The following is a 22,255-nucleotide window of genomic DNA, read 5'->3' as shown; positions in this document are numbered from 1 at the left end:
GAGGCGACCGATGGCCGGGGTTCGACCGGCCATCGGTCCGCCGAGGGGAGGGACGCGACACGATGGGTCTCACCGTCCTGATGAACGCCGGTCCGTGGCTGTCGGTGCCGCCCCGCGGCTACGGCGGGATCGAGAACGTCGTCGCCACGCTGGTGCCGCCGCTGCGGCGCCTCGGCGTACGGGTGGTGCTCGCCTCGGTGGGCACCAGCACCGTGCCGGTCGACGAGCGGATCACCGTCTTCGCCGAAGGCCAGTTCGGCGCCCTCCAGCGGCCGTACAACCAGGTCTGCGGCGTCGCCCAGGCGCACCTGGCCGCCGTGGTGCGCGAGTTGCACGCCCGCGACGACATCGACCTGGTGCACGACCACGTGGAGGCGGTGGGCCTGGCCACGCTCGCCGCGATGGGGCCGGACGCGCCGCCGGTGCTGCACACCCTGCACTGGGACCTGACCAAGCATCCGGAGCTGTACGGCGGTCTCGACGGCGGAGACCGGGTCCGGGTCAACGGGGTGTCGGGCGCGCAGCTGAACCGGGCGCCGAAGGCGCTGCTGAAGCACTCGGTCGGGCACGTGCACCTGGCCACCCCGCTCGCCGAGGAGGCGCACCGGCGTCCCCGGATGGCCAAGGGCGGGTACGTGCTGGTGCTGGGCCGGGTCAACCCGGGTAAGGGGCAGGACGTGGCGGTCCGGCTGGCCCGGCGGGTCGGGTTCCCGCTGGTGCTGGCCGGGCCGGTCGGCCCGTACCACCGGCCGGCGGACCTCGCCGCGGCCGGCGACGACGCGCGGCAGAATCCGGACGTGCGGTACTTCCACGACGAGGTGGTCCCGTTCCTCGACGGTGACCGGGTGCGGTGGATCGGCACGGTGGCCGGTCGGGACCGGGACATCCTGCTCGCGGGTGCCCGGGCCACGCTGTTCCCGCTGCGCTGGGAGGAGCCGGGTGGCACGGCGGTGGTGGAGTCGCTGGCCCTGGGGACACCGGTGGTGGCGATGGCCCGGGGCTGCCTGCCGGAACTGATCGACCACGGGCGCACCGGGCTGCTCACCGGGGACGAGGAGGAACTGGCCGACCTCGTGCTCGCCGCCGACCTGCTGGAGCCGGACGAGTGTCGCCGGGAGGCCGCGGCCCGGTTCACCCCGGCCGTGATGGCCCGCCGCTACCTCGCCCTCTACGAGCAGCTCCGGCGGCTCGGCAGCACACCGCGGCTGCACGCCGCCTGAGCTGTCGGTGACGCCACGGCGCGGTTTCACCGGGTGAACGGGCGGGTATCTGGCAGGCTCCGCAAAGCCGGCGAGACGAGGGTGGCGATGGCGAGCCGGATCACCTGCGAGGTCCACGACGGGTCACCGGGCACCGTCGTACGCCTCGTCGGCGTCCTCGACATGACCACCATGCGCCAGGCGTACGACGTCCTGGACCGGTGCCTGGCCCGCCAGCCCGACACACTGGTGGTCGACCTGGCCGAGCTGGCCGTGCGGGACCGGCTGGCGGTGTCGGTCTTCGCCGCCGCGGCGCGCCGCGCCGCGGACTGGCCGGTCGTGCCGATGGTGCTCTGCGCGCCGGGACCGGAGGTCGCCGCCTCACTGGCCGGGTCGACCGCCTGCCGGGTGGTGCCGGTGCGCGACACCTGCACCGAAGCGACCCAGGTCGCCGACGCGGCAGCCGCCCCCGGCTGCGGGTCAGCCTGGAGCCGGTGGCTGCGGCCTGCCGCCGGGCCGGGAACTGGTCGCCGACGCCTGCACGCGGTGGAACCTGCCGGAGGCGGTCGGCCCGGCCTCGGTGGTGCTCAGCGAGCTGGTCGGCAACGTGGTCCGGCACGCCGGCACGCCGATGCAGGTCACGGTGACCCTGCGCCGGCCGTGGCTGCACCTGACGGTGGTCGACGGCAGCCACGCCGCGGCCGAGCCCGGCCGGGCCGGGCAACGCGACGAGGGCGGCCGCGGGCTGTTGCTGGTACGCGAGCTGGCCGACCGCTGGGGCAGCGCGCCGACCGGCGACGGAAAGGCCGTCTGGGCCACGCTACCCGCGAATTGACCGAAATTACCGCTCTCGCCTGGTTACATGGTCGGCGGGGCGGGTAGCCACGCCCGTCCTTTCTGTCGTCAGCGGGGTGAGCGTTCATGCCCAAGCGGGTAACCACCGAACCTGGCCAGGACCGGGGGCCGGCGATTCTCGCGCCGGCCCGCTTCGGCGGCTATCCCGGACCGCTGCGCAGACCGGTCCCCGGCGCCTCGCTGGTCAGGTTCCTGGCCACCACCGACCACAAGCAGATCGGTCTGCTCTACCTGCTCACCTCGTTCGGCTTCTTCCTGGTGGCCGGGATCGAGGCGATGGTGATGCGCGCCGAGCTGGCCCGACCGGGCATGCAGATCCTCTCCCCGGAGCAGTACAACCAGCTGTTCACCTCGCACGGTGCGGTGATGCTGCTGCTGTTCGCCACCCCGGCGGCGTTCGGGTTCGGCAACTACATCGTGCCGATCCAGATCGGCGCGCCGGACGTGTCGTTCCCCCGGCTGAACGCCCTGGCGTACTGGCTCTACCTGTTCGGCGGGCTGATGGTCATCGGCGGCTTCCTCACCCCGGCCGGCTCGGCCGACTTCGGGTGGACCGCGTACACGCCGCTGAGCACCGTCGAACACTCCCCCGGCGCCGGGGCGAACATGTGGGTGATCGGCCTGGTGGTCTCCGGACTCGGCACCATCCTCGGCGCGGTCAACCTGATCACCACGATCCTGACCCTGCGCGCGCCGGGCATGACCATGTTCCGGATGCCGATCTTCACCTGGAACATGCTGTTCACCAGCGTGTTGGTGATCCTGGTCTTCCCGCTGCTGGCCGCCGCGCTGCTCGCGCTGGCCGCCGACCGGCTGCTCGACGCGCAGGTCTTCAACCCGGACACCGGCGGGCCGATGCTCTGGCAGCACCTGTTCTGGTTCTTCGGCCATCCCGAGGTCTACATCATCGCGCTGCCGTTCTTCGGCATCATCACCGAGATCATCCCGGTCTTCTCCCGTAAGCCGATCTTCGGCTACACCGGTCTGGTGCTGGCCACCATCGCGATCTCCGTGCTGTCCATGACGGTCTGGGCGCACCACATGTTCGCCACCGGTCAGGTGCTGCTGCCCTTCTTCAGCATCCTCAGCTACCTCATCGCGGTGCCCACCGGGGTGAAGTTCTTCAACTGGATCGGCAGCATGTGGAAGGGGCAGCTCACCTTCGAGACGCCGATGCTGTTCTCCATCGGCTTCCTGGTCACGTTCCTCCTCGGCGGGCTGACCGGCGTGCTGCTGGCCAGCCCGCCGGCCGACTGGCACACCCACGACAGCTACTTCGTGGTGGCGCACTTCCACTACGTGGTCTTCGGCACCGTGGTCTTCGCCCTGTTCGGCGGCTTCTACTTCTGGTGGCCCAAGATGACCGGACGGATGCTCGACGAACGGCTCGGCAAGCTCCACTTCTGGACCATGTTCCTCGGCTTCCACGGCACCTTCCTGGTGCACCACTGGCTGGGTGCCGAGGGCTTCCCCCGGCGCTACGCCGACTACCTGCCCACCGACGGCTTCACCACGCTGAACACGATCTCCAGCATCTCCTCGTTCGTGCTCGGCGCGTCCACCCTCTTCTTCATCTGGAACGCCTGGAAATCCTGGCGCTACGGCGCACAGGTCACCGTCGACGACCCCTGGGGCTTCGGCAACTCCCTCGAGTGGGCCACCACCTGCCCGCCGCCACTGCGCAACTTCGACCGGATGCCCCGGATCCGGTCCGAGCGCCCCGCCTTCGACGCCAAGTACGGCGAACTCGTCTCCGACCTGGGTCGAGACCTGCCACAACGCACCACCCGGCCACCGCAGGAGTTCAGCGAAGAACTGCACCGCGAGGAACACGTACCCGAATCGCCCAGCGCCGAAGGAGCCCACGGCGCACGCGAGGCGGTCGCCTACGAACCCGCGCCGCAGTCCGGCGCCCGGCCGGTCGAGGTGCCGGAGCCGGAGGAGGTGCGCCGGCCCAGCTTCGACGAGACCGACGAACCGGAGGAGAACCCGTTGGGGGCCGACCGCGAGCCGCAGGCCAACGACCGGTGGCGGCATCCACGCGGGCCCGGCGACACGACGGAGAACTGACCCGACCGGCGGGTACGGGTGGGGCGGCACCGGGATCGGTGCCGCCCCACCGACGTCTCGTACCGCCGCCTACCTGGCCCGCACCCCGGCCGGGCGGGGCGGGCCGGCCGCCTCCGACTCGGCGGGGCCGTTCTGCCAGGGCGGCGGCGCGTCGGCGAGCATCGCCTGACGCAGCCAGGTCAGCGCCCGCGACAGCAGCCGGGACACATGCATCTGCGAGATGCCGAACCGGGCCGCGATCTCGGCCTGGGTCTGGTTGCCGTAGAACCGCATGGCGAGGATCCGCCGCTCCCGCCAGGGCAGGCGGTGCAGCAGGCCGCTGACGGTCACCCGGTCGTCGACGGACTCCAGGGCGATGTCCGACTCGCCGACGAGGTCGCCGAACTCCGCCGAACTCTCCCCACCGACCGGCGCGTTGAGCGAGGCCGGGCTGTAGCCGGCCGCCGACTCCAGCGCCGCGAGGATCTCCACCTCCGGGGTATCCAGCCGTTTCGACAACTCGGCGACGGTCGGCGCCCGGGACAGCTCGCTTGTCAGCGCCGCTGTCGCCTGGCCCACCTCCAGGATCAGGTCGCGCAGCCGGCGGGGCACGTGCACACCCCAGGTGCGGTCCCGGAAGTGCCGCTTGATCTCACCCACGATGGTGATCGCCGCGTACGCGGTGAACGAGCCCCGTTCGGGGTCGTACCGGTCGACCGCGTTGACCAACCCCAGACGGGCCACCTGCTCCAGATCCTCCAACGGTTCCCCGCGCCCCCGGTAGCGGCGGGCCAGCCGGCCCGCGAACGGCAGCGCGAAGCGGACCAGGTCGTCGCGTGCCTCCTGGCGACGTTCCGGTGGCAGTCCTTCGATCCGCGCCGCGTACGCCAGTGCCGCCGCGTCCAGGTCCTCAAGCCCCCGATCGGTGGGTGGTGGTGTGGTCGTGGTGGTCTGTCCGAACATCCGCGCCTCCCTCAGGAAGGACCCGCCCGGATTCGCCGACACCGGGCACGCGCGTAGGCACGCACGGGCCTGTTAAGTGGGTTACGTGACTGGGATGCCAGCGGGGCGACGGCGCCGTGCGGCGCGAGGTGATCAGCCTGTCGCAGCCGGCGGTGTTCCCGCTCCGTAGGTACTCAATCACGGGATCGCGGGTTCGCGAGGATGTTTCGTCAGGCCCGTCTCAACAGATCAGCAGGCCGTGGTGGGTGCCGGCGTCGCGCAGCGCGGCGAGTGCCTCGGGCACCGCGAGCGGCGCCGGGCTCGGCAGGTCGTACGGCTGGCCGCGGAGCACCTCGGTGGCCCGGCGGGTGGGCACCGAGGTGACCGGGTAGCCCCGGGCGGAGGCGCGGTCCAGGGCGCGGCGCCGCCGGCCGAAGCCGGCGACCGCCAGCCACTGCGGCAGTCCGGCCAACGCCGGCGAGCGTACGCCCGGCGGCTCCGGCAACACGTCGACCGAGCTGAACGGCTCACTGCCGGCCAGCCACCACTCCGCCTGCTCGACGCTGCGCCGGGTGGCGTTCTCACACCAGTACGGCACCAGGCCGGCCCGGATCACCTGCCACGGGTCGAGCAGCCGGCCGCATTCGACGACCAACCGGTCGCCGGTCTTGCCGGCGGCGCGCAGCCACCACCGGTAGAGGTCGGCGGTGGCGGCGCTGAGCGCCTCCGGTGCGGGGACCAGGATCCGGTGCAGCGGATGCCCGTGCCGGAAGGTCCAATCCCGCACGCCCCGTTCGAAACCGGGCTCGACCCCGTGCTCGGCGGCGCCGGGCGGGGCGGCGATCTCCGGTGGCTCCCAGTGCGCGCTGTCGCCGCCGACCGAACGCAGTACCTGCCGCAGCGCGTGGCTGTCGGGGTGGAAGTCCACCGGGCTCAGGCCGCTGGCCGGGCAGCCCAGCTGGAAGCTGTGCCCCCGGCCGCCGCCACCACCGGCCACGTCCGGGCGTCGGCGAGCACCAGCACCGGCGCGCCCGGGGCCAGTTGCTCGGCCAGGAACCTCCGGTACGCGGTCGGCGGCGCCTGCCAGCGGGCGGCCAGCGCCACGGTCACCCCGGCCAGCGCACCCCGGCTGGCCGGGCAGTGCACCTGACGCAGGTGCAGGTCGGGGTTGCCGGCGAGGAGCCGGCCGGCGAGCGCCGCACCGTGGTCCAGGGCGGCCCGCGGGCGGTCCACCGCGCCGTGCGGCCAGTGTGCGGTCATCTCGAACCCGGCGGGTAGCCACGGGATCCCGAGCGCCGCCGCCAGGTGTACGGCACCGCCGTGCGGGGAGCCGAGCAGCACGCCGGGGTACCGGCGGCGCGGGTACTGGTCGACGAACCACCGGGCGACCCGTTCCGCGTCGACCTCGGCCGCCTGTCCGGCGGTGAGGGCGATCCGGCCGACGGAGCGGATCGCGGCGGCCCGCCGGACCGGATCGGGCGTGCCGGCGAAGCGGGAGACCGGCCCGGCGTGGCCGAGGTCGGCACAGTCGCTGCCGCGCAGTGCGCGGGCGGTGGCCGCGACGAGGATCCGGGCGGTGCTGGCGGCCGCCACGACCCGGTCGCCGGCCATGCCGGCGCCGGCCGCCGTCAGCTCTGGACGCGCCTTGCGCACCGGCCCCACCCTGCCTCGTTCGCTCACCACGCGGCCCGGCTTCCCGCCTCGATGCGGCTTAAACAGGGCATCCCCCCACCGGGCGGCATCAACCAGGTGACCTTGACCGTTCCCGGCGACAGGGGCCACGGCGGAGCCGACGACCGCATCCCGGCGTCCGTGGCGCCTGCCTCGCGGCCCGGACACCGGTGCCCCGCCGCGCCAGAACGCCCGTCAGCGGTGGGTCCCTCGCGGCCCGGACACCGGTGACCCGTCCGGCCACCGCGCCCCACCGTGCCGCAACGCCGCACCGGAGCCCACCGCTGCCGGCTCGACCGGCCCGCCCGGCGGTGCGAGCGGCTCCGGCCGGACGTCGCGTCCCGCTCGCGCCGCACCGGACCCGGTCGGCTCCACCCGGGGCACGGCCAGCGGGTCGACCACCACCTCCAGCACGCACGGCCGATCGGAGGTTAACGCCTCGTCCCAGCCGGCGCCGACCAGGCCCGGCCGGTCGACGCGCAGGCCGTGCAGGCCGAGCAGTCGCGCCCAGCCTGCGTACGGCACGTCGTCGGTGACCGGCCGGGCCGGATCCATCGTCCGGGGATGGCCGGACCGCGTGTTCAGCACCAGGACGACCAGTCTGGGATCGGGCCAGGCCGATCGCCGTCGGGCGATCGTGACCAGTTCGGCCAGTCCGTGCGACCGCATCCCGTCGTCGGCGACGAGGGCGACCACCGGGCGGTCGGGGGCGGCCAGCTTGGCCGCGAGGGCGTACGGCAACGCGAGGCCGGGCACCCCGGACGGATCGGCCGGCCAGACGGCGACACCGGTCGGCACCCGCAGCTGGCGGGTGTGGTGTGCCAGCAGCAGACCGCCGTCGACGGTGACGGTGCTGGGCCGGGGCAGCCGGCCGGCCAGCTCGTCGAGGACCAGCCGCGGGTCGACCGAACCACCGGTGCTGACGCCCGGGAACCGGCCGGTGGCGGGATGCCGGGGCAGCACCAGGCAGACCGGGCCGGCGCCCTGCACCGCGGCCCGCAGCGCCTCGTCCATCAGCTGCGGCACCCGCGCCAGGTCGACGGCGCGCCGGACGCGGTGGCAGACCCCGGCGAACAGCCGGCCGGCGTCCCACCACCCGTCGCCAGTTCGCCCGACGACCGCAGCGTGTTCGGCGCCGGGGCCGCCGGGGCCGTAGCCGGTGGTGCCGGGTGTGTCGGCCGGATCGGCCACCAGGGCCAGCACCGGTAGGCGGTCCCGCCGGGCGGCGTCGAGACCGCCGAGCAGACCGAGGGCAGCCGACCCGCCGGGCGCCAGGCAGACCCCGGCCAGGCCGGTGAACCGGGCGTGTCCGGTCGCCATGAACGCGGCGCTCTCGGCGTGCCGGGCGGACACGAACTCCGGGTCGCCGCCGGTGGCCTCGATCGCCTCCACCAGTGGCGCGACCGCCCCGCCCGGCTGGCCGAAGACCCGGGAACCCGCCAGGCCAGCAGCCGCGCGACGACCGCGTCGGCCGCGCTCGGCTCAGGCACCGCCCCGTCCGGGGGTGACCGGGTCGACGTAGCGCAACACCGCACCCACCCCGTCGGTCAGCTGCGGTGCCTCGTCCAGGCCGAGCACGGTCAGCTCGGCGTCGGTGCCCGCCAGGGCGCGCACCAGCGCCGCGTCGGCACGGACCCGCGCCGGCTCGGCCACCGTGGCGAGGTGGCTCGGCTCGGTGGCGATGTCGGTGGCCGACGGGCCGATCCACAGTTCGCCGTCGGCGGACGGGTCGTCCACGATCAGCATCGTGTCGACCTGGTTGCGCTGCAGCGCGGCGACCACGGCGTCGAGGCCCGCGCCGACGTCCTCCTGCATGCCGAAGCGGTCCAGCGCGGCGTTCACCCGCTGGTCGGCCACCTCGGCGATGGTCTGCACGGTGAGGTCGTCCAACAGCGTCTGGTCCGCGCCGCCGGCCCGCGAACCCGCGTCGGTGCGTACCACCAGGTCCTGCCAGCGTTCCGGCATCTGCGCGGCGATCATGCCGGTGGCGCGGACGTCGCCGGCCACCACCACCACCTCGGCACCGATCCGCTCGGCCAGCTCCACGGTGGCCGCGGTGACGTCGCCTGCGTTGTGATGCCACGCCTCCATGGCGGCACGCTGGTAGCGCGACTGGGACCACCCGCCCGGCTTGACCCGGCGCAGCTGGTAACTCTCGCGGCCGACGACGTGCGCCCGGCGGGGCACTCCGCCGGCACTGACCGACATCGCGTCGGCGCCGGTCCGGTCGGCCAGCACCCGCACCCAGGCCACCTGCTCGCCCCGCTGGGCCAGCAGCGGCATCACGTGCGGCAACGGCGCGTACGCGGCCAGGTCCCGCCGTGGCGGGGCGGACAGGTACTCGGAGAGCACCACCCGCCCCTGGGCGCCGAAGACGGCCAGACCGTAGTCGCCGGGCATCGGGTCGTGTCCGCGCACCACCCGGTCGATGGCGGCGACGGTCGGCTCGTCCGCCCCCTGTTCGGCCAGTTGCCGTTGCAGGCCGCGCCACCGCAGATCGAGTGCCGGGTGCGCGTCCTCGGTGTCCAGCGAAGCGTCCAGGTAGACCGAGCACCACGGGCCTGGACGCTGGTAGAGCGGGCGCAGGAAGGACAGCTGCATGCTCGACCCCTTTCCGGCTCGGCCCACCGCTTACCCGCACCATCCGGGTTGTCACCTGCCGGCAGCCGCGTGACCGGTGTTCATTCACGTCGTTCAACCCGGAGGATCGATACGATCTGTAGGCGGAAACGGACTCTGGGTGGTGATCATGGACACGACATCGTATTCCCGGCGCAGCCTGCACCCCACCGGCCGGATCCTCACCGCGCAGATCGTGCGCCTGATGGACGGCTATCCCCGGGAGGTGCGCGTGGGGCAGCCGATCCTGGTGGTGGTGCTCGCCGCCGCCGGGGTCGCCAGCCTGCTCGCCAAACTCGTGCGGGCCGTGCTCTCCGCCGGCTCCGGCACGGGTCGGCGCAGCTTCAAGGAGCTGAAGAAGGGGCCGGAATACCTGGTCACCCCGGTCCGCCTGCGCGACACCGACGGCCGGCTGTACGAGGTGGAGCTGCACGGGCACCTGCCGCAGAGCGCCCTGCACCCGGGCGACCACGTCCAGCTGACCCTGCGCGACCAGGGCGACCCCGACCTCGCACCGAAGATCGAACGGATCGTCAACCTCACCACCGTGCAACTGCTCCGCCCCCGCACCGCCACCATGTGGTCCCACCTGGGTCCGCCGCTGCTGCTGCAGGCCGTGCTGGGCGGGCTGGTGCTCGCCACGGTGGCCGCCTGCACCGCGCTGACCTGAGGCTCCCGGGCCGGTTTCCGGCCCCCCGGACGAGGGCACTGCTGCCTACCGCCGGGCCATCCACGACCCGGCCACCGTGCACGCGATGTGCGAGGACTACCGGGCCGGGCTGGGGCCGGACCGGGCGGCCGACGACGCCGACCGGGCCGCCGGACGCCGGATCGGCTGTCCGGTGCTGTTCGCCTGGTCCACCCGCGACGACCTGGTCGAGCTGTACGGCGACCCGACGGCCATCTGGCGGGACTGGGCCGACGACGCCCGGGCGGTGCCGATCGAGTCGGGTCACCACATGGCCGAGGAGGCCCCCGACCAGCTCGCCGACACGCTGCGGAGGTTCCTGGCCGACGGGCCGGCCTAGTCCGGGAGTCAGCCCGCCCGAGCCGGCTCGCGGGCCGGCTCGGTGACGGCGAGCATGCCGCGCCGCCGCGCCCACCGCTCGAAGGCCAGCGTGGCGAACGGCGGCACCGCGCAGGCCAACGCCACACCGGTGGTCGGCAGGCTCCACCGGTGCACCCGGGCCACGGCCAGCACCAGCAACCCGTACGCCACGAAGAGCGCGCCGTGGACCGGGCCGAAGATCTGCACCCCCAGCTCGTTGCCGGGCGGGCCGTACTTGGCCACCATCCCGGCCAGCAGACCGGCCCAGGAGATCGCCTCCGCGATCGCCGCCACCACGAACAGCCGGGTCACCTTTTCGCGCACGTCGGTCATGCTACCGGCGCGAGCCGGCACCGCCGGGCACGCGTCCGCGAGCGGCGTCGCCGCCCGTCGGGCCGCCTGCCGAATGGTGGACGACCCGGCGGTCCGGGCTTCCCCGGAGGGCATGGACGTGCGACGTTGGGGGTACCAGCGGTGACAGGGTGGTGACCAATGGGCGAGGAAGTCGGCGTGGAGACCTTCAGCCGCCAGGACCGGGCTCGCTACCGGGACAAGGTACGCCGCTGCCTCGACGTGTTCGCCGAGATGCTGCGCGAGTCCCGGTTCGACGTCGACCGGCCGATGACCGGCATGGAGATCGAGCTGAACCTGGTCGACGAGCGGTCGATGCCGGCGATGCGCAACGCCGACGTGTTGCGGGCGGTGGCCGACCCAAGTTTCCAGACCGAGCTCGGCCAGTTCAACATCGAGATCAACGTCGCGCCCCGGCGGTTGGCCGGCACCGGCACCGCCGAGTTCGAGGAGCACGTACGGGCCAGCCTGAACTCGGCCGACGAGCAGGCCCGGAGCGTCGGCGCGCGACTGGTGATGATCGGCATCCTGCCCACCGTGCTCCCCGAGCATCTGACCGCCGCCACGCTGTCGGCCAATCCCCGGTACGCGCTGCTCAACGAGCAGATCTTCGCCGCCCGCGGCGAGGACCTGAGGATCTCCATCAACGGGGTGGAGCGGCTTGCCGTCACCGCCGACACCATCACGCCGGAGGCGGCCTGCACCAGCACCCAGTTCCACCTCCAGGTCGGCCCGAACCAGTTCGCCGACTACTGGAACGCCGCGCAGGCGATCGCCGGCATCCAGGTGGCACTCGGCGCCAACTCGCCGCTGTTCTTCGGCCGGGAGTTGTGGCGCGAGACCCGGATCCCGCTGTTCCGGCAGGCCACCGACACCCGCCCCGAGGAGATCAAGACGCAGGGCGTACGGCCCCGGGTGTGGTTCGGGGAACGATGGATCACCTCGGTGTTCGACCTGTTCGAGGAGAACGTGCGGTTCTTCCCGGCGCTGCTGCCGGTCTGCGACCCCGAGGACCCCTCGGAGACGCTCGCCGCCGGCGGCGTGCCGGCCCTTTCCGAGTTGCGGCTGCACAACGGCACCATCTACCGGTGGAACCGGCCGGTCTACGACGTGCTCCGGGGCCGGCCGCACCTGCGGGTGGAGAACCGCGTCCTGCCGGCCGGACCGACGGTGCTGGACACCGTCGCCAACGCGGCGTTCTACTTCGGGCTGGTCCGCGCGCTCGCCGAGGCGGACCGGCCGTTGTGGTCGCAGATGTCGTTCAGCGCCGCCGAGGAGAACTTCAACGCCTGCGCCCGGCACGGCATCGACGCCCACATCTTCTGGCCCGGTCTGGGCTACCTGCCGGTGACCGAGCTGGTGCTGCGCCGCCTGCTGCCGCTGGCCCACCACGGCCTGGACTGCTGGGGCGTCGCGCCACCCGAGCGGGACCGGCTGCTCGGCATCATCGAGCAGCGCTGCCTGACCGGCCGCAACGGCGCCAGCTGGCAGGTGGAGACGCTGCACCGACTGGAGTCGACCGACCACCTCGACCGACCGGAGGCCCTGCGGGAGGTCGTCCGGCACTACGTGGAGCTGATGCACAGCAACCGCCCGGTCCACGAGTGGCCGATTCCCTGACCAGCGGGGCGGTCGGCGTCGCCGAGCCGCCGCCGGCGGCGGTCGGCGCGTTCCAGGTCGGCACGGTCCGGTCCGTGCCGGCCGGTGGCCGGGTCAGTCGACGCCGAACTCCATCGCCGCGCGGTCGAGGGCCTCGTCGTCGGCCGAGGACACGCCCCGGAGGCGATCGCCTCGGCGCCGCCCTGCGGCATCGCGTCGATCAGCCCGGTCGAGGCCGCCTGCGCGGCGCCGACCACCCGCTGCGGTGCGGCACCGCCGACCAGGCCGAGGTTGACGTACTGCTCCAGCTTGGCCCGCGAGTCGGCGATGTCGAGGTTGCGCATGGTGAGCTGGCCGATCCGGTCCTGCGGGCCGAAGGCCGAGTCCGACGTACGCTCCATCGACAACTTGTCGGGGTGGTAGCTGAAGGACGGGCCGGTGGTGTCGAGGATCGAGTAGTCCTCGCCCCGGCGCAGCCGCAGCGTCACCTCGCCGGTGACCGCCGTGCCGACCCAGCGTTGCAGCGACTCGCGCAGCATCAGCGCCTGCGGGTCCAGCCAACGGCCCTCGTACATCAGCCGGCCGAGGCGGCGGCCCTCGTTGTGATAGTTGGCCAGGGTGTCCTCGTTGTGGATGGCGTTGACCAGCCGCTCGTACGCGGCGTGCAGCAACGCCATGCCGGGCGCCTCGTAGACGCCCCGACTCTTGGCCTCGATGATCCGGTTCTCGATCTGGTCCGACATGCCCAGGCCGTGCCGGCCACCGATGGCGTTGGCCTCCAGCACCAGGTCGACCGCGCTGGCGAACTCCTTCCCGTTGACGGTCACCGGGCGGCCCTGGTCGAAGCCGATGGTGACGTCCTCGGTCGGGATCTCCACCGACAGGTCCCAGAACCGGACCCCCATGATCGGGTTGACCGTCTCGATGCCGGTGTCGAGGTGCTCCAGGGTCTTCGCCTCGTGGGTGGCGCCCCAGATGTTGGCGTCGGTGGAGTACGCCTTCTCGGCGCTGTCCCGGTACGGCAGGCCGCGTTCCAGCAGCCACTGCGACATCTCGCTGCGCCCACCCAGCTCGGTGACGAAGTCGGTGTCCAGCCACGGCTTGTAGATGCGCAGCTGCGGATTGGCCAGCAGTCCGTACCGGTAGAACCGCTCGATGTCGTTGCCCTTGAAGGTGGAGCCGTCGCCCCAGATCTGCACGTCGTCGGCGACCATCGCCCGGACCAGCAGGGTCCCGGTGACGGCCCGGCCCAGCGGGGTGGTGTTGAAGTACGCCCGCCCGCCCGAGCGGATGTGGAAGGCGCCGCAGGTCAACGCGGCCAGCCCCTCCTCGACCAGGGCGGCTCGGCAGTCGACCAGGCGGGCGACCTCGGCGCCGTAGCTGAGCGCGCGACCGGGCACCGAGGCGATGTCGGGCTCGTCGTACTGGCCGATGTCGGCGGTGTAGGCGCAGGGCACCGCGCCCTTGTCGCGCATCCACGCGACCGCGACCGAGGTGTCGAGGCCGCCGGAGAAGGCGATGCCGACACGTTCACCGTTGGGCAGGGAGGTGAGTACCTTGGACACGGGAAAAGTATGCACCATGCCGCATTGTCATGCAAACGAAGCGTCAAGGTTTCCGCCCGGGTGTCACGGGTCGGCGCCGGCCGGTGTCTGGATGTGCGTCACCGACCGGCAGACATGACGTCGCGGCGAGGCCACTCGATCAGGACCCCTCCGGTCGGCCGGCTCGGCCACACCCCGGCGCTATGCCGTGGACTCGGACGTCGCCATCGTCGTGCCGCCGCGCAGGCCGGCCAACGCGCCGCTCCAGGCCACCAGCTGGTCGAGCATCGTGTTCACCGCACCCTCCTGGTGCGGGCCGGGCTTGAAGGCGGTGAAGTTCTCGAAGTCGGTGAAGAGTGACAGAGCCACCTGCGCCCGTACGTCCGCCATCTGCAACTCGGCCACCACCAGGCGCAGGTGCTCCACCGCACGGGCGCCACCCACGCTGCCGTAGCTGACGAACCCGGCCGCCTTGTTGTTCCACTCGGCGTAGAGGAAGTCGATGGCGTTCTTCAGCGCCCCGGAGGTGGAGTGGTTGTACTCCGGTGTCACGAAGACGTACCCGTCGTATGAGGCGATCTTCTCGGCCCAGCGCAACGTGTGGGGCTGGGTGTACTGCCCGAGTGACGGGGGCGTCATCTCGTCGAGGTGCGGCAGGTTGAAGTCCTGAAGATCCACAAGTTCGTACTCGGCGTCGACCCGTTTCGCGGCGATGCCGTGCACCCAGCGGGCCACCGTCTCGCCGTGACGCCCCGGCCGGGTGCTGCCGATGATGATGCCGATCCTGGTCATTCGCGACTCCTCCGGTACCGACGTGCATGAACCGTCCGCGGTTACCCGGTACGCGACGCTTCGAACGGCCTTCCTGTGCCCGTCCGTTGCAGGTCCCGCACAGCTGGGAGCTGTTGGGAGCCGGCCGACCCATCGGTGGCGACGTGGGAACTCCCGGTGTCCCCCGGACGCCGTTGCATCGGTGCCCCGCCGGCCTCAAACAGCACTGAGGGTCGTCGATGTTGCCGGAGCGGGTCCAGGCGTGCTGGAATGGCTCACATCGCCGCAGCGCGGGGGCAACCGCGCTGGGAACGGCCAGCACGGGAGCACCGCAGTGCCGGCAGCGCGCCGCATCGCCGGGCCATCTCCACGACGACGGGCACCCATTCCCGGGCAGGTGTCCCCGCCGTACGTATCCACCGGTACGTGTCGCCGAGACGGCCGGCGTGCCCAAGGTCTGACACGCCGGTGGCGTCCGATGCGGTCTGCCAACGCACCAGAACCGGCAACGAGGTGAGAAGCATGATTTTCCGGGAGAAGTTCGCGGGGTGGTACCGGAACCGCTTCGTGTGGATGGAGGTGATCCTGCTGGCGGTGTCGGCCGGCGCGGTCGTACTGGTCAGCTCGGCCACGTCGCAGACGAGGCCGGTGGATGTGCATGGGCAGATCATGACCTGGATGCGCACCACTCTCGAACAGGCGGACCCGGGGGCACACAACCACGCCGGACACCATGTCCAGCAGGTGACCACCGACGAGGAGGCGAAGCCCGCGGTGATCTGCGGCGTCCACGTCTACGGCTACGAGCCGGCCGAGGTCGCCACGCTCGCCGACGTGCAGACGATCTACGGCTTCCACCTCTGCGGGGTCGCCGAGCAGAAGCGCCCCTGGGACTGGGCGGTCAAGCTGGCCGGTCCGGTGATCATGGACATGTCCACCGAGCCTCCGGGCATCCAGGTGGTCGAGGCGACCGCCGACGTCAGGTTCGTCGACCGGCTGCGGGAGATGTTCCCGGACAGGTACGCGCAGCAAGCGCTCAAGGAGGCACTGGCCCCCTCGGAGATGGCCGACCTGCGCCGCCGGTACGACGCCGCCGCCGGACTCTGACCACCCTGCCCGGCCCGACACCGCCCCCAGACCACCCGGCCGCCGTCGCGCACCGCGAAGCACGCCGCCGCGACGATCATGCAGTTGTGGTGCCAGACAAGCTGCGCATCCATCTCATTTCTGGTGCCACAACTGCATGATCGACGAGATTCAAAGGGCCACGATGGCTGCCGTTTCCGCTGGTAGCTCGATGCGGTCGCGTTGGACGGTGACGCCCTCTCCGGTGGCCAGCAGCACCCGGCGTGCCACCCCCGGCAGGGTGACCCGCTGCGGCTTGTCGGCCAGGTTGGCCGCCACCAGGCAGCCGCCCCGCCGCATCACCAGGAACCGGTCACCGTGCCGTACGTCGATGGCGAACAGGTGCGGGTCCGACAGTTCCGGGCGGGACCTCCGCAGCGCGATCAGCCGCCGGTAGAAGTCGTACATCGCCCGGTGTTCGGGTTTGTCCAGCTCGGCCCAGTCCAAGCGGGAGCGTACGAACGTCTGCCGGTCCTGCGGGTCCGGCACCTCGGTGGCGGGCCAGCCGTGCGCGGCGAACTCCCGGCGGCGGCCGTCGACCACCGCGGCGGCCAGCTCCGGCTCGGGGTGGCTGGTGAAGAACTGCCACGGCGTCGACGCCGCCCACTCCTCCCCCATGAACAGCATCGGGGTGAACGGTGCGGTGAGCAGCAGGGTCGCGCCGACCCGCAGCAGTGCGGGCGACAGCGACGCCGACAGGCGATCACCAACCGCGCGGTTGCCGATCTGGTCGTGGTTCTGGAGATAGGCCACGAAGCGGTGGCCGGGGGTACGCGGGTCGACGGGGCGGCCGTGTTGGCGGCTGCGGAAGCTGGACCAGGTGCCGGTGTGGAAGAACGCGCCGGTCAGCACCTCGGCGAGGCATTCCATGGTGCCGAAGTCGCCGTAGTAGCCCTGCCGTTCACCGGTGAGCAGGGTGTGCAGGGCGTGGTGGGCGTCGTCGTTCCACTGGGCGTGCAGGCCGTAGCCGCCGGCCTCGCGTGGGGTGATGAGGCGGGGGTCGTTGAGGTCGGACTCGGCGATCAGGGACAGCGGACGCCCCAGGTGCGTCGAGAGCGACTCGACCTCGACGGCGATCTCCTCCAGCAGGTGTACCGCGCGGGTGTCGGGCATGGCGTGGACGGCATCCAGGCGCAGGCCGTCGACGTGGTAGTCGCGCAGCCACATCAGCACGCTGTCGATGATGAAGCGGCGGACCCCGTCGGAGTGCGGGCCGTCCAGGTTGACCGCGGCGCCCCAGGGGGTGTTCCGCTCGGCGAGGTACGGCGCGAACTTCGGCGCGTAGGCCCCGGAGGGCCCGAAATGGTTGTAGACGACGTCGAGGATCACCCCCAGGCCGCGAGCGTGAGCGGCGTCGACCAGACGTTTCAGGCCGTCCGGTCCGCCGTACGGTTCGTGCGGGGCGAACCAGCAGACGCCGTCGTACCCCCAGTTGTGTTCGCCGTTGAAGGCGTTGACCGGCAGCAGCTCGATCAGGTCGACGCCGAGGTCGACCAGGTGGTCGAGCTTGCCGATCGCGGCGTCGAAGGTGCCTTCCGGGGTGAACGTGCCGACGTGCAGCTCGTAGAGGATGCTGCCGGGCAGCTGCCGGCCGGTCCAGGATCGGTCGGTCCAGGAGAAGGCCGCGTGGTCGTAACGCCGGCTGGGCCCGTGCACACCAGAGGGTTGCCAGGCAGAACGCGGGTCGGGCAGCGGCTGGTGGTCGTCGTCGAGCAGGAACGTGTAGTCGGTGCCGGCGTTCGGCACCTCGACCCGCCACCAGCCTTCCCGGCCGGCTCGCATCTCGTGGTCGGCGGACCCGGGCAGGTGCAGCCGCACCCGCTTCGCCTCGGGCGCCCAGACCGTGAACTCGGACACGACGCAGCCTCCCGGTCAGGTGGTGGGCACCAGCAGCGCGACGGGATAGGTGGTCAGCAGGTCCGCGAGACGGACCTGTCCGCCACTGTAGACCCGACCGGTGAACAGGCACGACACCTCGTTGACGGAAAGTTGCAGCGCCGTGTCCCGCCAGCCGCCGGCCGACGCGAGCCGCACCGGCAGCCGGGTGGCAACGGCGATCGCGCCGCCCCGGTCGAAGGCGACGGCGTGCCGGGCGGCCGGCCCGTGCACCATGACCGGCTGGTAGTCGCCGAACAGCTCCGGACGGTCGCGGCGCAGCCGCAAGGTCCGCGACACCACGAGCAGCTTCGCCGCGCCGGTGTCGTCCACCGCCGGCTGCCAGCCGGCGTCCAGCCGGGCCAGCAGTTCCCGGCGTACGCCGAAGTCGACCGGGCGGCGATTGTCCGGGTCGACCAGGGAGTTGTCCCACAGCTCGGTGCCCTGGTAGGTGTCCGGCACCCCGGGCATGGCCAGCTGCACCAGCTTCTGTCCCAACGAGTTCGACCAGCCGGGCGGGGTGATCTCGGCGGCGAACGCGGCCAGCTCCGCGTTGACGGCCGGGTCGTCGTACATGGCGTCGACCAGGGCGTGCATCGCCCGCTCGAAGGCCGGGTCCGGGTCCGTCCAACCGGTGGAGGCCGCCGCCTCCCGGGCCGCCTTCTCGGCGTACGCGTGCAGCCGCTCCCGCTGGACCGGCCAGGCGCCGACGGCGGTCTGCCACAGCAGGTGGGCCAGGGCGGCGTCGGGCAGCGGCACCGCCGCCGTCCAGCGGGTGACCTGCTCGGCCCAGCGTTGCGGCAACTCGGCGAGGACGGCGAGGCGGGCGCGGACGTCCTCGCCGCGTTTGGTGTCGTGGGTCGAGAGGGTGGTCATGCTGACCGGCCAACGCTCGTGGCGGGCGGCGGCGAAGCGGTGGAACCGGCCGGGCAGCGTGCCGAAGTGGGTGGGACTGCCGCCGACCTCGTTGAGCGCCACGAACCGGCTCCACCGGTAGTAGGCGGTGTCCTCCACGCCCTTGGCCATCACCGCGCCGGTGAACTGGGGAAAGCGGCCGGCCAGCTCGTCGTCGGGGTCGCGCAGCCGCCGGGTGATCGCGTCCAACGCGCCGGTCAGGTCGGTGCGCCGGCGGCCCGCCTCGGCGCGGGCGTTGGCCAGGTGCCGGGCCCCGTCGGGCGGGTAGCCCCGGTACACGGCGAAGGCGGCGGCCAGCTCGGCCAGGGCGGCGCGGGCGGCCTCCGGGTCGACGTCGGGGGCGAGCGCGGCCAGCCGGGTCAGCTCCGCCGACAGCAGCCGGGTGGCGGCGTTCAGTTTCGTGTCGTGGGTCAGGTCCGCCCAGGAGGTGGCCCGGCCGACCAGCCGGGTGTCCAGGGCGGTGAAGTCGGCCTCGGCGTCGCCGTCGACGAAGATCCCGCCGACCGCGGCGAGGGCGTCGTAGCCGGTGGTGCCGTCCACCGGCCAGGCCGGCAGTTCCTCCCCGTACTCCAGGATCTTCTCCACGACCAGCCACGCGTCACCGGCGGCGGCGCGCAACCGGGCCAGGTAGCCGGCCGGGTCGCGCAGCCCGTCGGGATGGTCGACCCGGATGCCGTCGACCTCACCGGCCGCCGCCCAGGCCAACACCAGCTCGTGGGTGGCGGCGAACACCTCCGGGTCCTCCACCCGCAGCCCGGCCAGGCTGGAGACGGCGAAGAACCGGCGGTACGCCAGCTCGGCGTCGCCGCGCCGCCAGGAGACCAGCTCGTAGTGCTGCCGGTCGTGCACCTCCCGGGGGCTGCCGTCGCCGGTGCCGTCGGCGATCGGGAAGCGATGCTCGTGGTAGCGCAGCTCCCCGTCGGCGAGCTTGAGGTCGTCGAGCGCGTCGGGGCCCTCGGCGAGTACCGGCAGCAGCAGCCGGCCCCGTTCCCAGTCGATGTCGAACCAGCGCGCGTACGTCGAGGCCCTCCCCCGGCGCAGCACGTCCCACCAGGGCGGGTTGGCCGCCGGCACGGCCACCCCGGCATGGTTGGGCACGATGTCCACGACCAGGCCGAGCCCGGCGTCGCGAAGTGCCCGCAGCAGCCGCTGGCGGCCCGCCTCGCCGCCGAGTTCCGGGTTGACCTGCCGGTGGTCGACCACGTCGTAGCCGTGCGTGCTGCCCGGGGCGGCGGCCAGCAGCGGCGCGCTGTAGAGGTGGGTGACGCCGAGGTCGGCGAGGTAGCCGGCGAGGCCGGCGGTGGCGTCCAGGTCGAAGCCGGGGCGCACCTGCACCCGGTAGGTGGCGCCGACGGGGCGCGGGTTCACGGGCATCTCAGGCCACCCTCTCCAGCACCACCAGCGAGCGGTCCGGCACGCAGAGCGTGCCGCCGGCCTCTGCGGTGGTGCCCTTGTCCTGGTCGGGTTCGGCGGTGCTGATCACCAGTTCCCAGCGATGGCCGAACTCGACCGGCGGGAGGTTGAAGTCCAGTGGTGCGTCGTGGGCGTTGAAGCAGAGCAAGAAGGAGTTGTCGTGGTGGCGCTGGCCGTACTGGCCGCGTTCGCGGATGCCCTCGCCGTTGACGAAGAGCACCACCGAGCGGCCGAAGTCGTTGCCCCAGTCCTCGCCGGTCATCTCCCGGCCGTCCGGGGTGTACCAGGCCAGGTCGGGCAGCGGTTCGTCGATCTCCCGGCCGTGCACGGGCAGGCCGGTGAAGAAGCGGCGGCGCTGGAACACCTGGTGCTTGCGGCGGAACTCGACCAGCCGGCGGGTGAAGTCCATCAGCTCGGTGTCGACGTCGTCCCAGTCGACCCAGGCCAGCTCGCTGTCCTGGCAGTAGGCGTTGTTGTTGCCGCGTTGGGTGCGGCCCAGCTCGTCGCCGTGGCCGATCATCGGCACGCCCTGCGACAGCATCAGGGTGGCCAGGAAGTTGCGCCGCTGCCGGGCCCGCAGGGCGAGCACCCCGGGGTCGTCGGTGTCGCCCTCGACGCCGCAGTTCCAGGACCGGTTGTGGCTCTCGCCGTCCCGGTTGTCCTCGCCGTTGGCCTCGTTGTGCTTGTCGTTGTACGACACCAGGTCCGCCAGGGTGAACCCGTCGTGGCAGGTGACGAAGTTGATGCTGTGGAAGGGGCGGCGCCCGTCGTCCTGGTAGAGGTCGGCGGAGCCGCAGATGCGGGACGCGAACTCGGCGAGGGTGGCCGGCTCGCCGCGCCAGAAGTCGCGGACCGTGTCGCGATACTTCCCGTTCCACTCGGTCCACTGCGGCGGGAAGTTGCCGACCTGGTAGCCGCCGGGGCCGACGTCCCACGGCTCGGCGATCAGCTTCACCCGGCTGACCACCGGATCCTGCTGCACCACCTCGAAGAAGGTGGAGAGCCGGTCCACGTCGTAGAACTCGCGGGCCAGGGTGGCGGCCAGGTCGAAGCGGAAACCGTCGACGTGCATCTCGGTGACCCAGTACCGCAACGAATCCATGATCAGTTGCAGCGAGTGCGGGCTGCGCACGTTGAGGCTGTTGCCGGTGCCGGTGTAGTCGACGTAGTGACGCCGGTCTTCGTCGGACAGCCGGTAGTAGCTGGGGTTGTCGACGCCCTTGAAGCTCAGCGTCGGGCCGAGGTGGTTGCCCTCGGCGGTGTGGTTGTAGACCACGTCGAGGATCACCTCGATGCCGGCGGCGTGCAGCGCCTTGACCATCCCCCGGAACTCCTGCACCTGCTGGCCGAGGTGGCCCAGTGCCGAGTAGCCGTGGTGCGGGGCGAAGAAGCCGATGGTGTTGTAGCCCCAGTAGTTGCGCAACCCCAGGTCGGTCAGGCGGTGGTCGTTGACGAACTGGTGCACCGGCATCAGCTCGATGGCGGTGATCCCGAGCCGGGTCAGGTGCTCGATCATCGGCAGCGAGGCGATGCCGGCGTACGTGCCACGCAGTTCCTCGGGGACGCCGGGCAGCCGCATGGTCAGCCCGCGTACGTGCGCCTCGTAGATGACCGAGTGGTGGTACGGGATGCGGGGCGGCGCGTCGTTGCCCCAGTCGAAGTACGGGTTGACCACCACCGACTTCGGCATGAACGGCGCCGAGTCGGTCGTGTTGATCCGGTCCGGGTCGCCGTGGGTGTAGTCGTAGACCGCCGGATCCCACCGCACGTCACCGTCGATGGCCTTGGCGTACGGGTCGATGAGCAGTTTGCTCGGGTTGCACCGCACCCCACCCGCCGGGTCGTACGCTCCGTGCACCCGGTAGCCGTACCGCTGCCCCGGACCGATGCCGGGGATGTACGCGTGCCACACGTACGCGTCGACCTCACGCAGCTCGACCCGCCGCTCGGCGCCGGTGTCCCACTCGTCGAAGAGGCAGAGTTCGATGCGCTCCGCCACCTCCGAGAAGATGGCGAAGTTGGTGCCCATCCCGTCGTAGGTGGCACCAAGGGGATACCGCTCGCCCGGCCAGACCTGCATGTCGCTCCTTCGGCCACGTGTCGTGAGCGCGCCCGCACCACGAGCACACCCGTCCGGGGAACCCCGGTGGGGGCGTGCGGCGGTAATGCCCCGCACGGTCCGCCACCAATCCATCCGATCGGGTGAATGCCTGGTATCCACTCGACCGATCGGCGATGAACCCTTGCGGTGTCTTCAGTCACTGGGACCGTCTTCGAGA

At 72.2% G+C, this 22,255-nt stretch carries 15 protein-coding genes and 3 pseudogenes; 8 read left to right on the top strand and 10 right to left on the bottom strand.

The window, feature by feature from the left end; genetic code table 11:
- Positions 1-62: 62 nt before the first annotated feature.
- From KIF24_RS12070 to ctaD, 4 genes and pseudogenes are all read left to right on the top strand, one after another.
- Positions 63-1,220 (top strand): glycosyltransferase, encoded by a 1,158-nt coding sequence (locus tag KIF24_RS12070; protein WP_221084122.1) that lies wholly within the window; start codon positions 63-65, stop codon positions 1,218-1,220.
- Positions 1,221-1,307: 87 nt separating this feature from the next.
- Positions 1,308-1,580: pseudogene (locus KIF24_RS34440) on the top strand (STAS domain-containing protein); the annotation flags it as partial.
- Positions 1,581-1,704: 124 nt separating this feature from the next.
- Positions 1,705-2,034 carry an ATP-binding protein gene (locus KIF24_RS32660; protein WP_331461361.1) on the top strand — a complete coding sequence of 110 codons (330 nt, stop codon included), beginning with the start codon at positions 1,705-1,707 and terminating at the stop codon, positions 2,032-2,034.
- Positions 2,035-2,120: 86 nt separating this feature from the next.
- Positions 2,121-4,124: an aa3-type cytochrome oxidase subunit I gene (gene ctaD, locus KIF24_RS12060; protein ID WP_221084121.1), complete on the top strand. Its 2,004-nt coding sequence runs from the start codon at positions 2,121-2,123 to the stop codon at positions 4,122-4,124.
- A 69-nt stretch (positions 4,125-4,193) separates the two neighbouring features.
- On the opposite strand, the gene KIF24_RS12055 is transcribed toward ctaD, so the two are convergent.
- From KIF24_RS12055 to KIF24_RS12040, 4 genes and pseudogenes are all read right to left on the bottom strand, one after another.
- Positions 4,194-5,066 (bottom strand): SigB/SigF/SigG family RNA polymerase sigma factor, encoded by an 873-nt coding sequence (locus tag KIF24_RS12055; RefSeq protein WP_221084120.1) that lies wholly within the window; start codon positions 5,064-5,066, stop codon positions 4,194-4,196.
- Between the two features lie 220 nt (positions 5,067-5,286).
- Positions 5,287-6,656: pseudogene (locus KIF24_RS12050) on the bottom strand (hypothetical protein).
- Positions 6,657-6,911: 255 nt separating this feature from the next.
- On the bottom strand, positions 6,912-8,159 hold the full coding sequence (locus tag KIF24_RS12045; protein WP_269440695.1) for a thiamine pyrophosphate-binding protein: 1,248 nt from the start codon (positions 8,157-8,159) through the stop codon (positions 6,912-6,914).
- 39 nt (positions 8,160-8,198) lie between these two features.
- Positions 8,199-9,317: a baeRF2 domain-containing protein gene (locus KIF24_RS12040; RefSeq protein ID WP_221084118.1), complete on the bottom strand. Its 1,119-nt coding sequence runs from the start codon at positions 9,315-9,317 to the stop codon at positions 8,199-8,201.
- Positions 9,318-9,465: 148 nt separating this feature from the next.
- On the opposite strand from KIF24_RS12040, the gene KIF24_RS12035 reads away from it, so the two are divergent.
- Together KIF24_RS12035 and KIF24_RS12030 are read left to right on the top strand one after the other, a co-directional pair.
- Positions 9,466-10,005 carry a hypothetical protein gene (locus KIF24_RS12035; protein ID WP_230415508.1) on the top strand — a complete coding sequence of 180 codons (540 nt, stop codon included), beginning with the start codon at positions 9,466-9,468 and terminating at the stop codon, positions 10,003-10,005.
- 85 nt (positions 10,006-10,090) lie between these two features.
- Complete coding sequence (locus KIF24_RS12030; protein WP_230415506.1) at positions 10,091-10,363, top strand: alpha/beta fold hydrolase; 273 nt, start codon at positions 10,091-10,093, stop codon at positions 10,361-10,363.
- 8 nt (positions 10,364-10,371) lie between these two features.
- On the opposite strand, the gene KIF24_RS12025 is transcribed toward KIF24_RS12030, so the two are convergent.
- Entirely contained in the window at positions 10,372-10,716 is a 345-nt protein-coding gene (locus KIF24_RS12025) for a DUF3817 domain-containing protein (RefSeq protein WP_221084116.1), read from the bottom strand.
- Between the two features lie 159 nt (positions 10,717-10,875).
- On the opposite strand from KIF24_RS12025, the gene KIF24_RS12020 reads away from it, so the two are divergent.
- On the top strand, positions 10,876-12,354 hold the full coding sequence (locus tag KIF24_RS12020) for a glutamate--cysteine ligase family protein (RefSeq protein WP_221084115.1): 1,479 nt from the start codon (positions 10,876-10,878) through the stop codon (positions 12,352-12,354).
- 93 nt (positions 12,355-12,447) lie between these two features.
- On the opposite strand, the pseudogene argG reads toward KIF24_RS12020, so the two are convergent.
- Together argG and KIF24_RS12010 are read right to left on the bottom strand one after the other, a co-directional pair.
- Positions 12,448-13,898, bottom strand: a pseudogene (gene argG / locus KIF24_RS12015) (argininosuccinate synthase).
- A gap of 180 nt (positions 13,899-14,078) precedes the next feature.
- Entirely contained in the window at positions 14,079-14,669 is a 591-nt protein-coding gene (locus tag KIF24_RS12010; protein ID WP_221084114.1) for an NADPH-dependent FMN reductase, read from the bottom strand.
- Between the two features lie 501 nt (positions 14,670-15,170).
- On the opposite strand from KIF24_RS12010, the gene KIF24_RS12005 reads away from it, so the two are divergent.
- Positions 15,171-15,755: a hypothetical protein gene (locus KIF24_RS12005; RefSeq protein ID WP_221084113.1), complete on the top strand. Its 585-nt coding sequence runs from the start codon at positions 15,171-15,173 to the stop codon at positions 15,753-15,755.
- Between the two features lie 150 nt (positions 15,756-15,905).
- On the opposite strand, the gene treZ is transcribed toward KIF24_RS12005, so the two are convergent.
- The 3 genes from treZ to glgX are packed head-to-tail and all read right to left on the bottom strand — an operon-like array spanning position 15,906 to position 22,056.
- The gene (treZ, locus tag KIF24_RS12000; RefSeq protein WP_221084112.1) at positions 15,906-17,630 is read right to left on the bottom strand and encodes a malto-oligosyltrehalose trehalohydrolase; all 1,725 of its coding nucleotides are present in this window, start codon (positions 17,628-17,630) and stop codon (positions 15,906-15,908) included.
- Positions 17,631-17,645: 15 nt separating this feature from the next.
- Positions 17,646-19,937, bottom strand: coding sequence for a malto-oligosyltrehalose synthase (gene treY / locus KIF24_RS11995; RefSeq protein ID WP_221084111.1), 2,292 nt, complete (start codon positions 19,935-19,937; stop codon positions 17,646-17,648).
- A gap of 1 nt (position 19,938) precedes the next feature.
- Entirely contained in the window at positions 19,939-22,056 is a 2,118-nt protein-coding gene (gene glgX / locus KIF24_RS11990) for a glycogen debranching protein GlgX (RefSeq protein WP_221084110.1), read from the bottom strand.
- Positions 22,057-22,255: the final 199 nt, after the last annotated feature.

Origin of the sequence: Micromonospora tarapacensis (assembly GCF_019697375.1) — a bacterium.
Classification (GTDB): Bacteria; Actinomycetota; Actinomycetes; order Mycobacteriales; family Micromonosporaceae; genus Micromonospora; species Micromonospora tarapacensis.
This window is presented reverse-complemented; position numbering and strand designations above follow the sequence as displayed.

Excerpts from the sequence above, each read along its gene's own strand:
- KIF24_RS12020 (WP_221084115.1), top strand. The coding sequence starts at position 10,876 with ATGGGCGAGGAAGTCGGCGTGGAGACCTTCAGCCGCCAGGACCGGGCT.
- glgX (WP_221084110.1), bottom strand. The coding sequence starts at position 22,056 with ATGCAGGTCTGGCCGGGCGAGCGGTATCCCCTTGGTGCCACCTACGAC.
- KIF24_RS12005 (WP_221084113.1), top strand. The coding sequence starts at position 15,171 with ATGATTTTCCGGGAGAAGTTCGCGGGGTGGTACCGGAACCGCTTCGTG.
- KIF24_RS12030 (WP_230415506.1), top strand. The coding sequence starts at position 10,091 with ATGTGCGAGGACTACCGGGCCGGGCTGGGGCCGGACCGGGCGGCCGAC.
- treY (WP_221084111.1), bottom strand. The coding sequence starts at position 19,937 with ATGCCCGTGAACCCGCGCCCCGTCGGCGCCACCTACCGGGTGCAGGTG.
- ctaD (WP_221084121.1), top strand. The coding sequence starts at position 2,121 with ATGCCCAAGCGGGTAACCACCGAACCTGGCCAGGACCGGGGGCCGGCG.
- KIF24_RS12035 (WP_230415508.1), top strand. The coding sequence starts at position 9,466 with ATGGACACGACATCGTATTCCCGGCGCAGCCTGCACCCCACCGGCCGG.
- KIF24_RS12025 (WP_221084116.1), bottom strand. The coding sequence starts at position 10,716 with ATGACCGACGTGCGCGAAAAGGTGACCCGGCTGTTCGTGGTGGCGGCG.
- KIF24_RS12070 (WP_221084122.1), top strand. The coding sequence starts at position 63 with ATGGGTCTCACCGTCCTGATGAACGCCGGTCCGTGGCTGTCGGTGCCG.
- KIF24_RS12055 (WP_221084120.1), bottom strand. The coding sequence starts at position 5,066 with ATGTTCGGACAGACCACCACGACCACACCACCACCCACCGATCGGGGG.
- KIF24_RS12040 (WP_221084118.1), bottom strand. The coding sequence starts at position 9,317 with ATGCAGCTGTCCTTCCTGCGCCCGCTCTACCAGCGTCCAGGCCCGTGG.
- KIF24_RS12010 (WP_221084114.1), bottom strand. The coding sequence starts at position 14,669 with ATGACCAGGATCGGCATCATCATCGGCAGCACCCGGCCGGGGCGTCAC.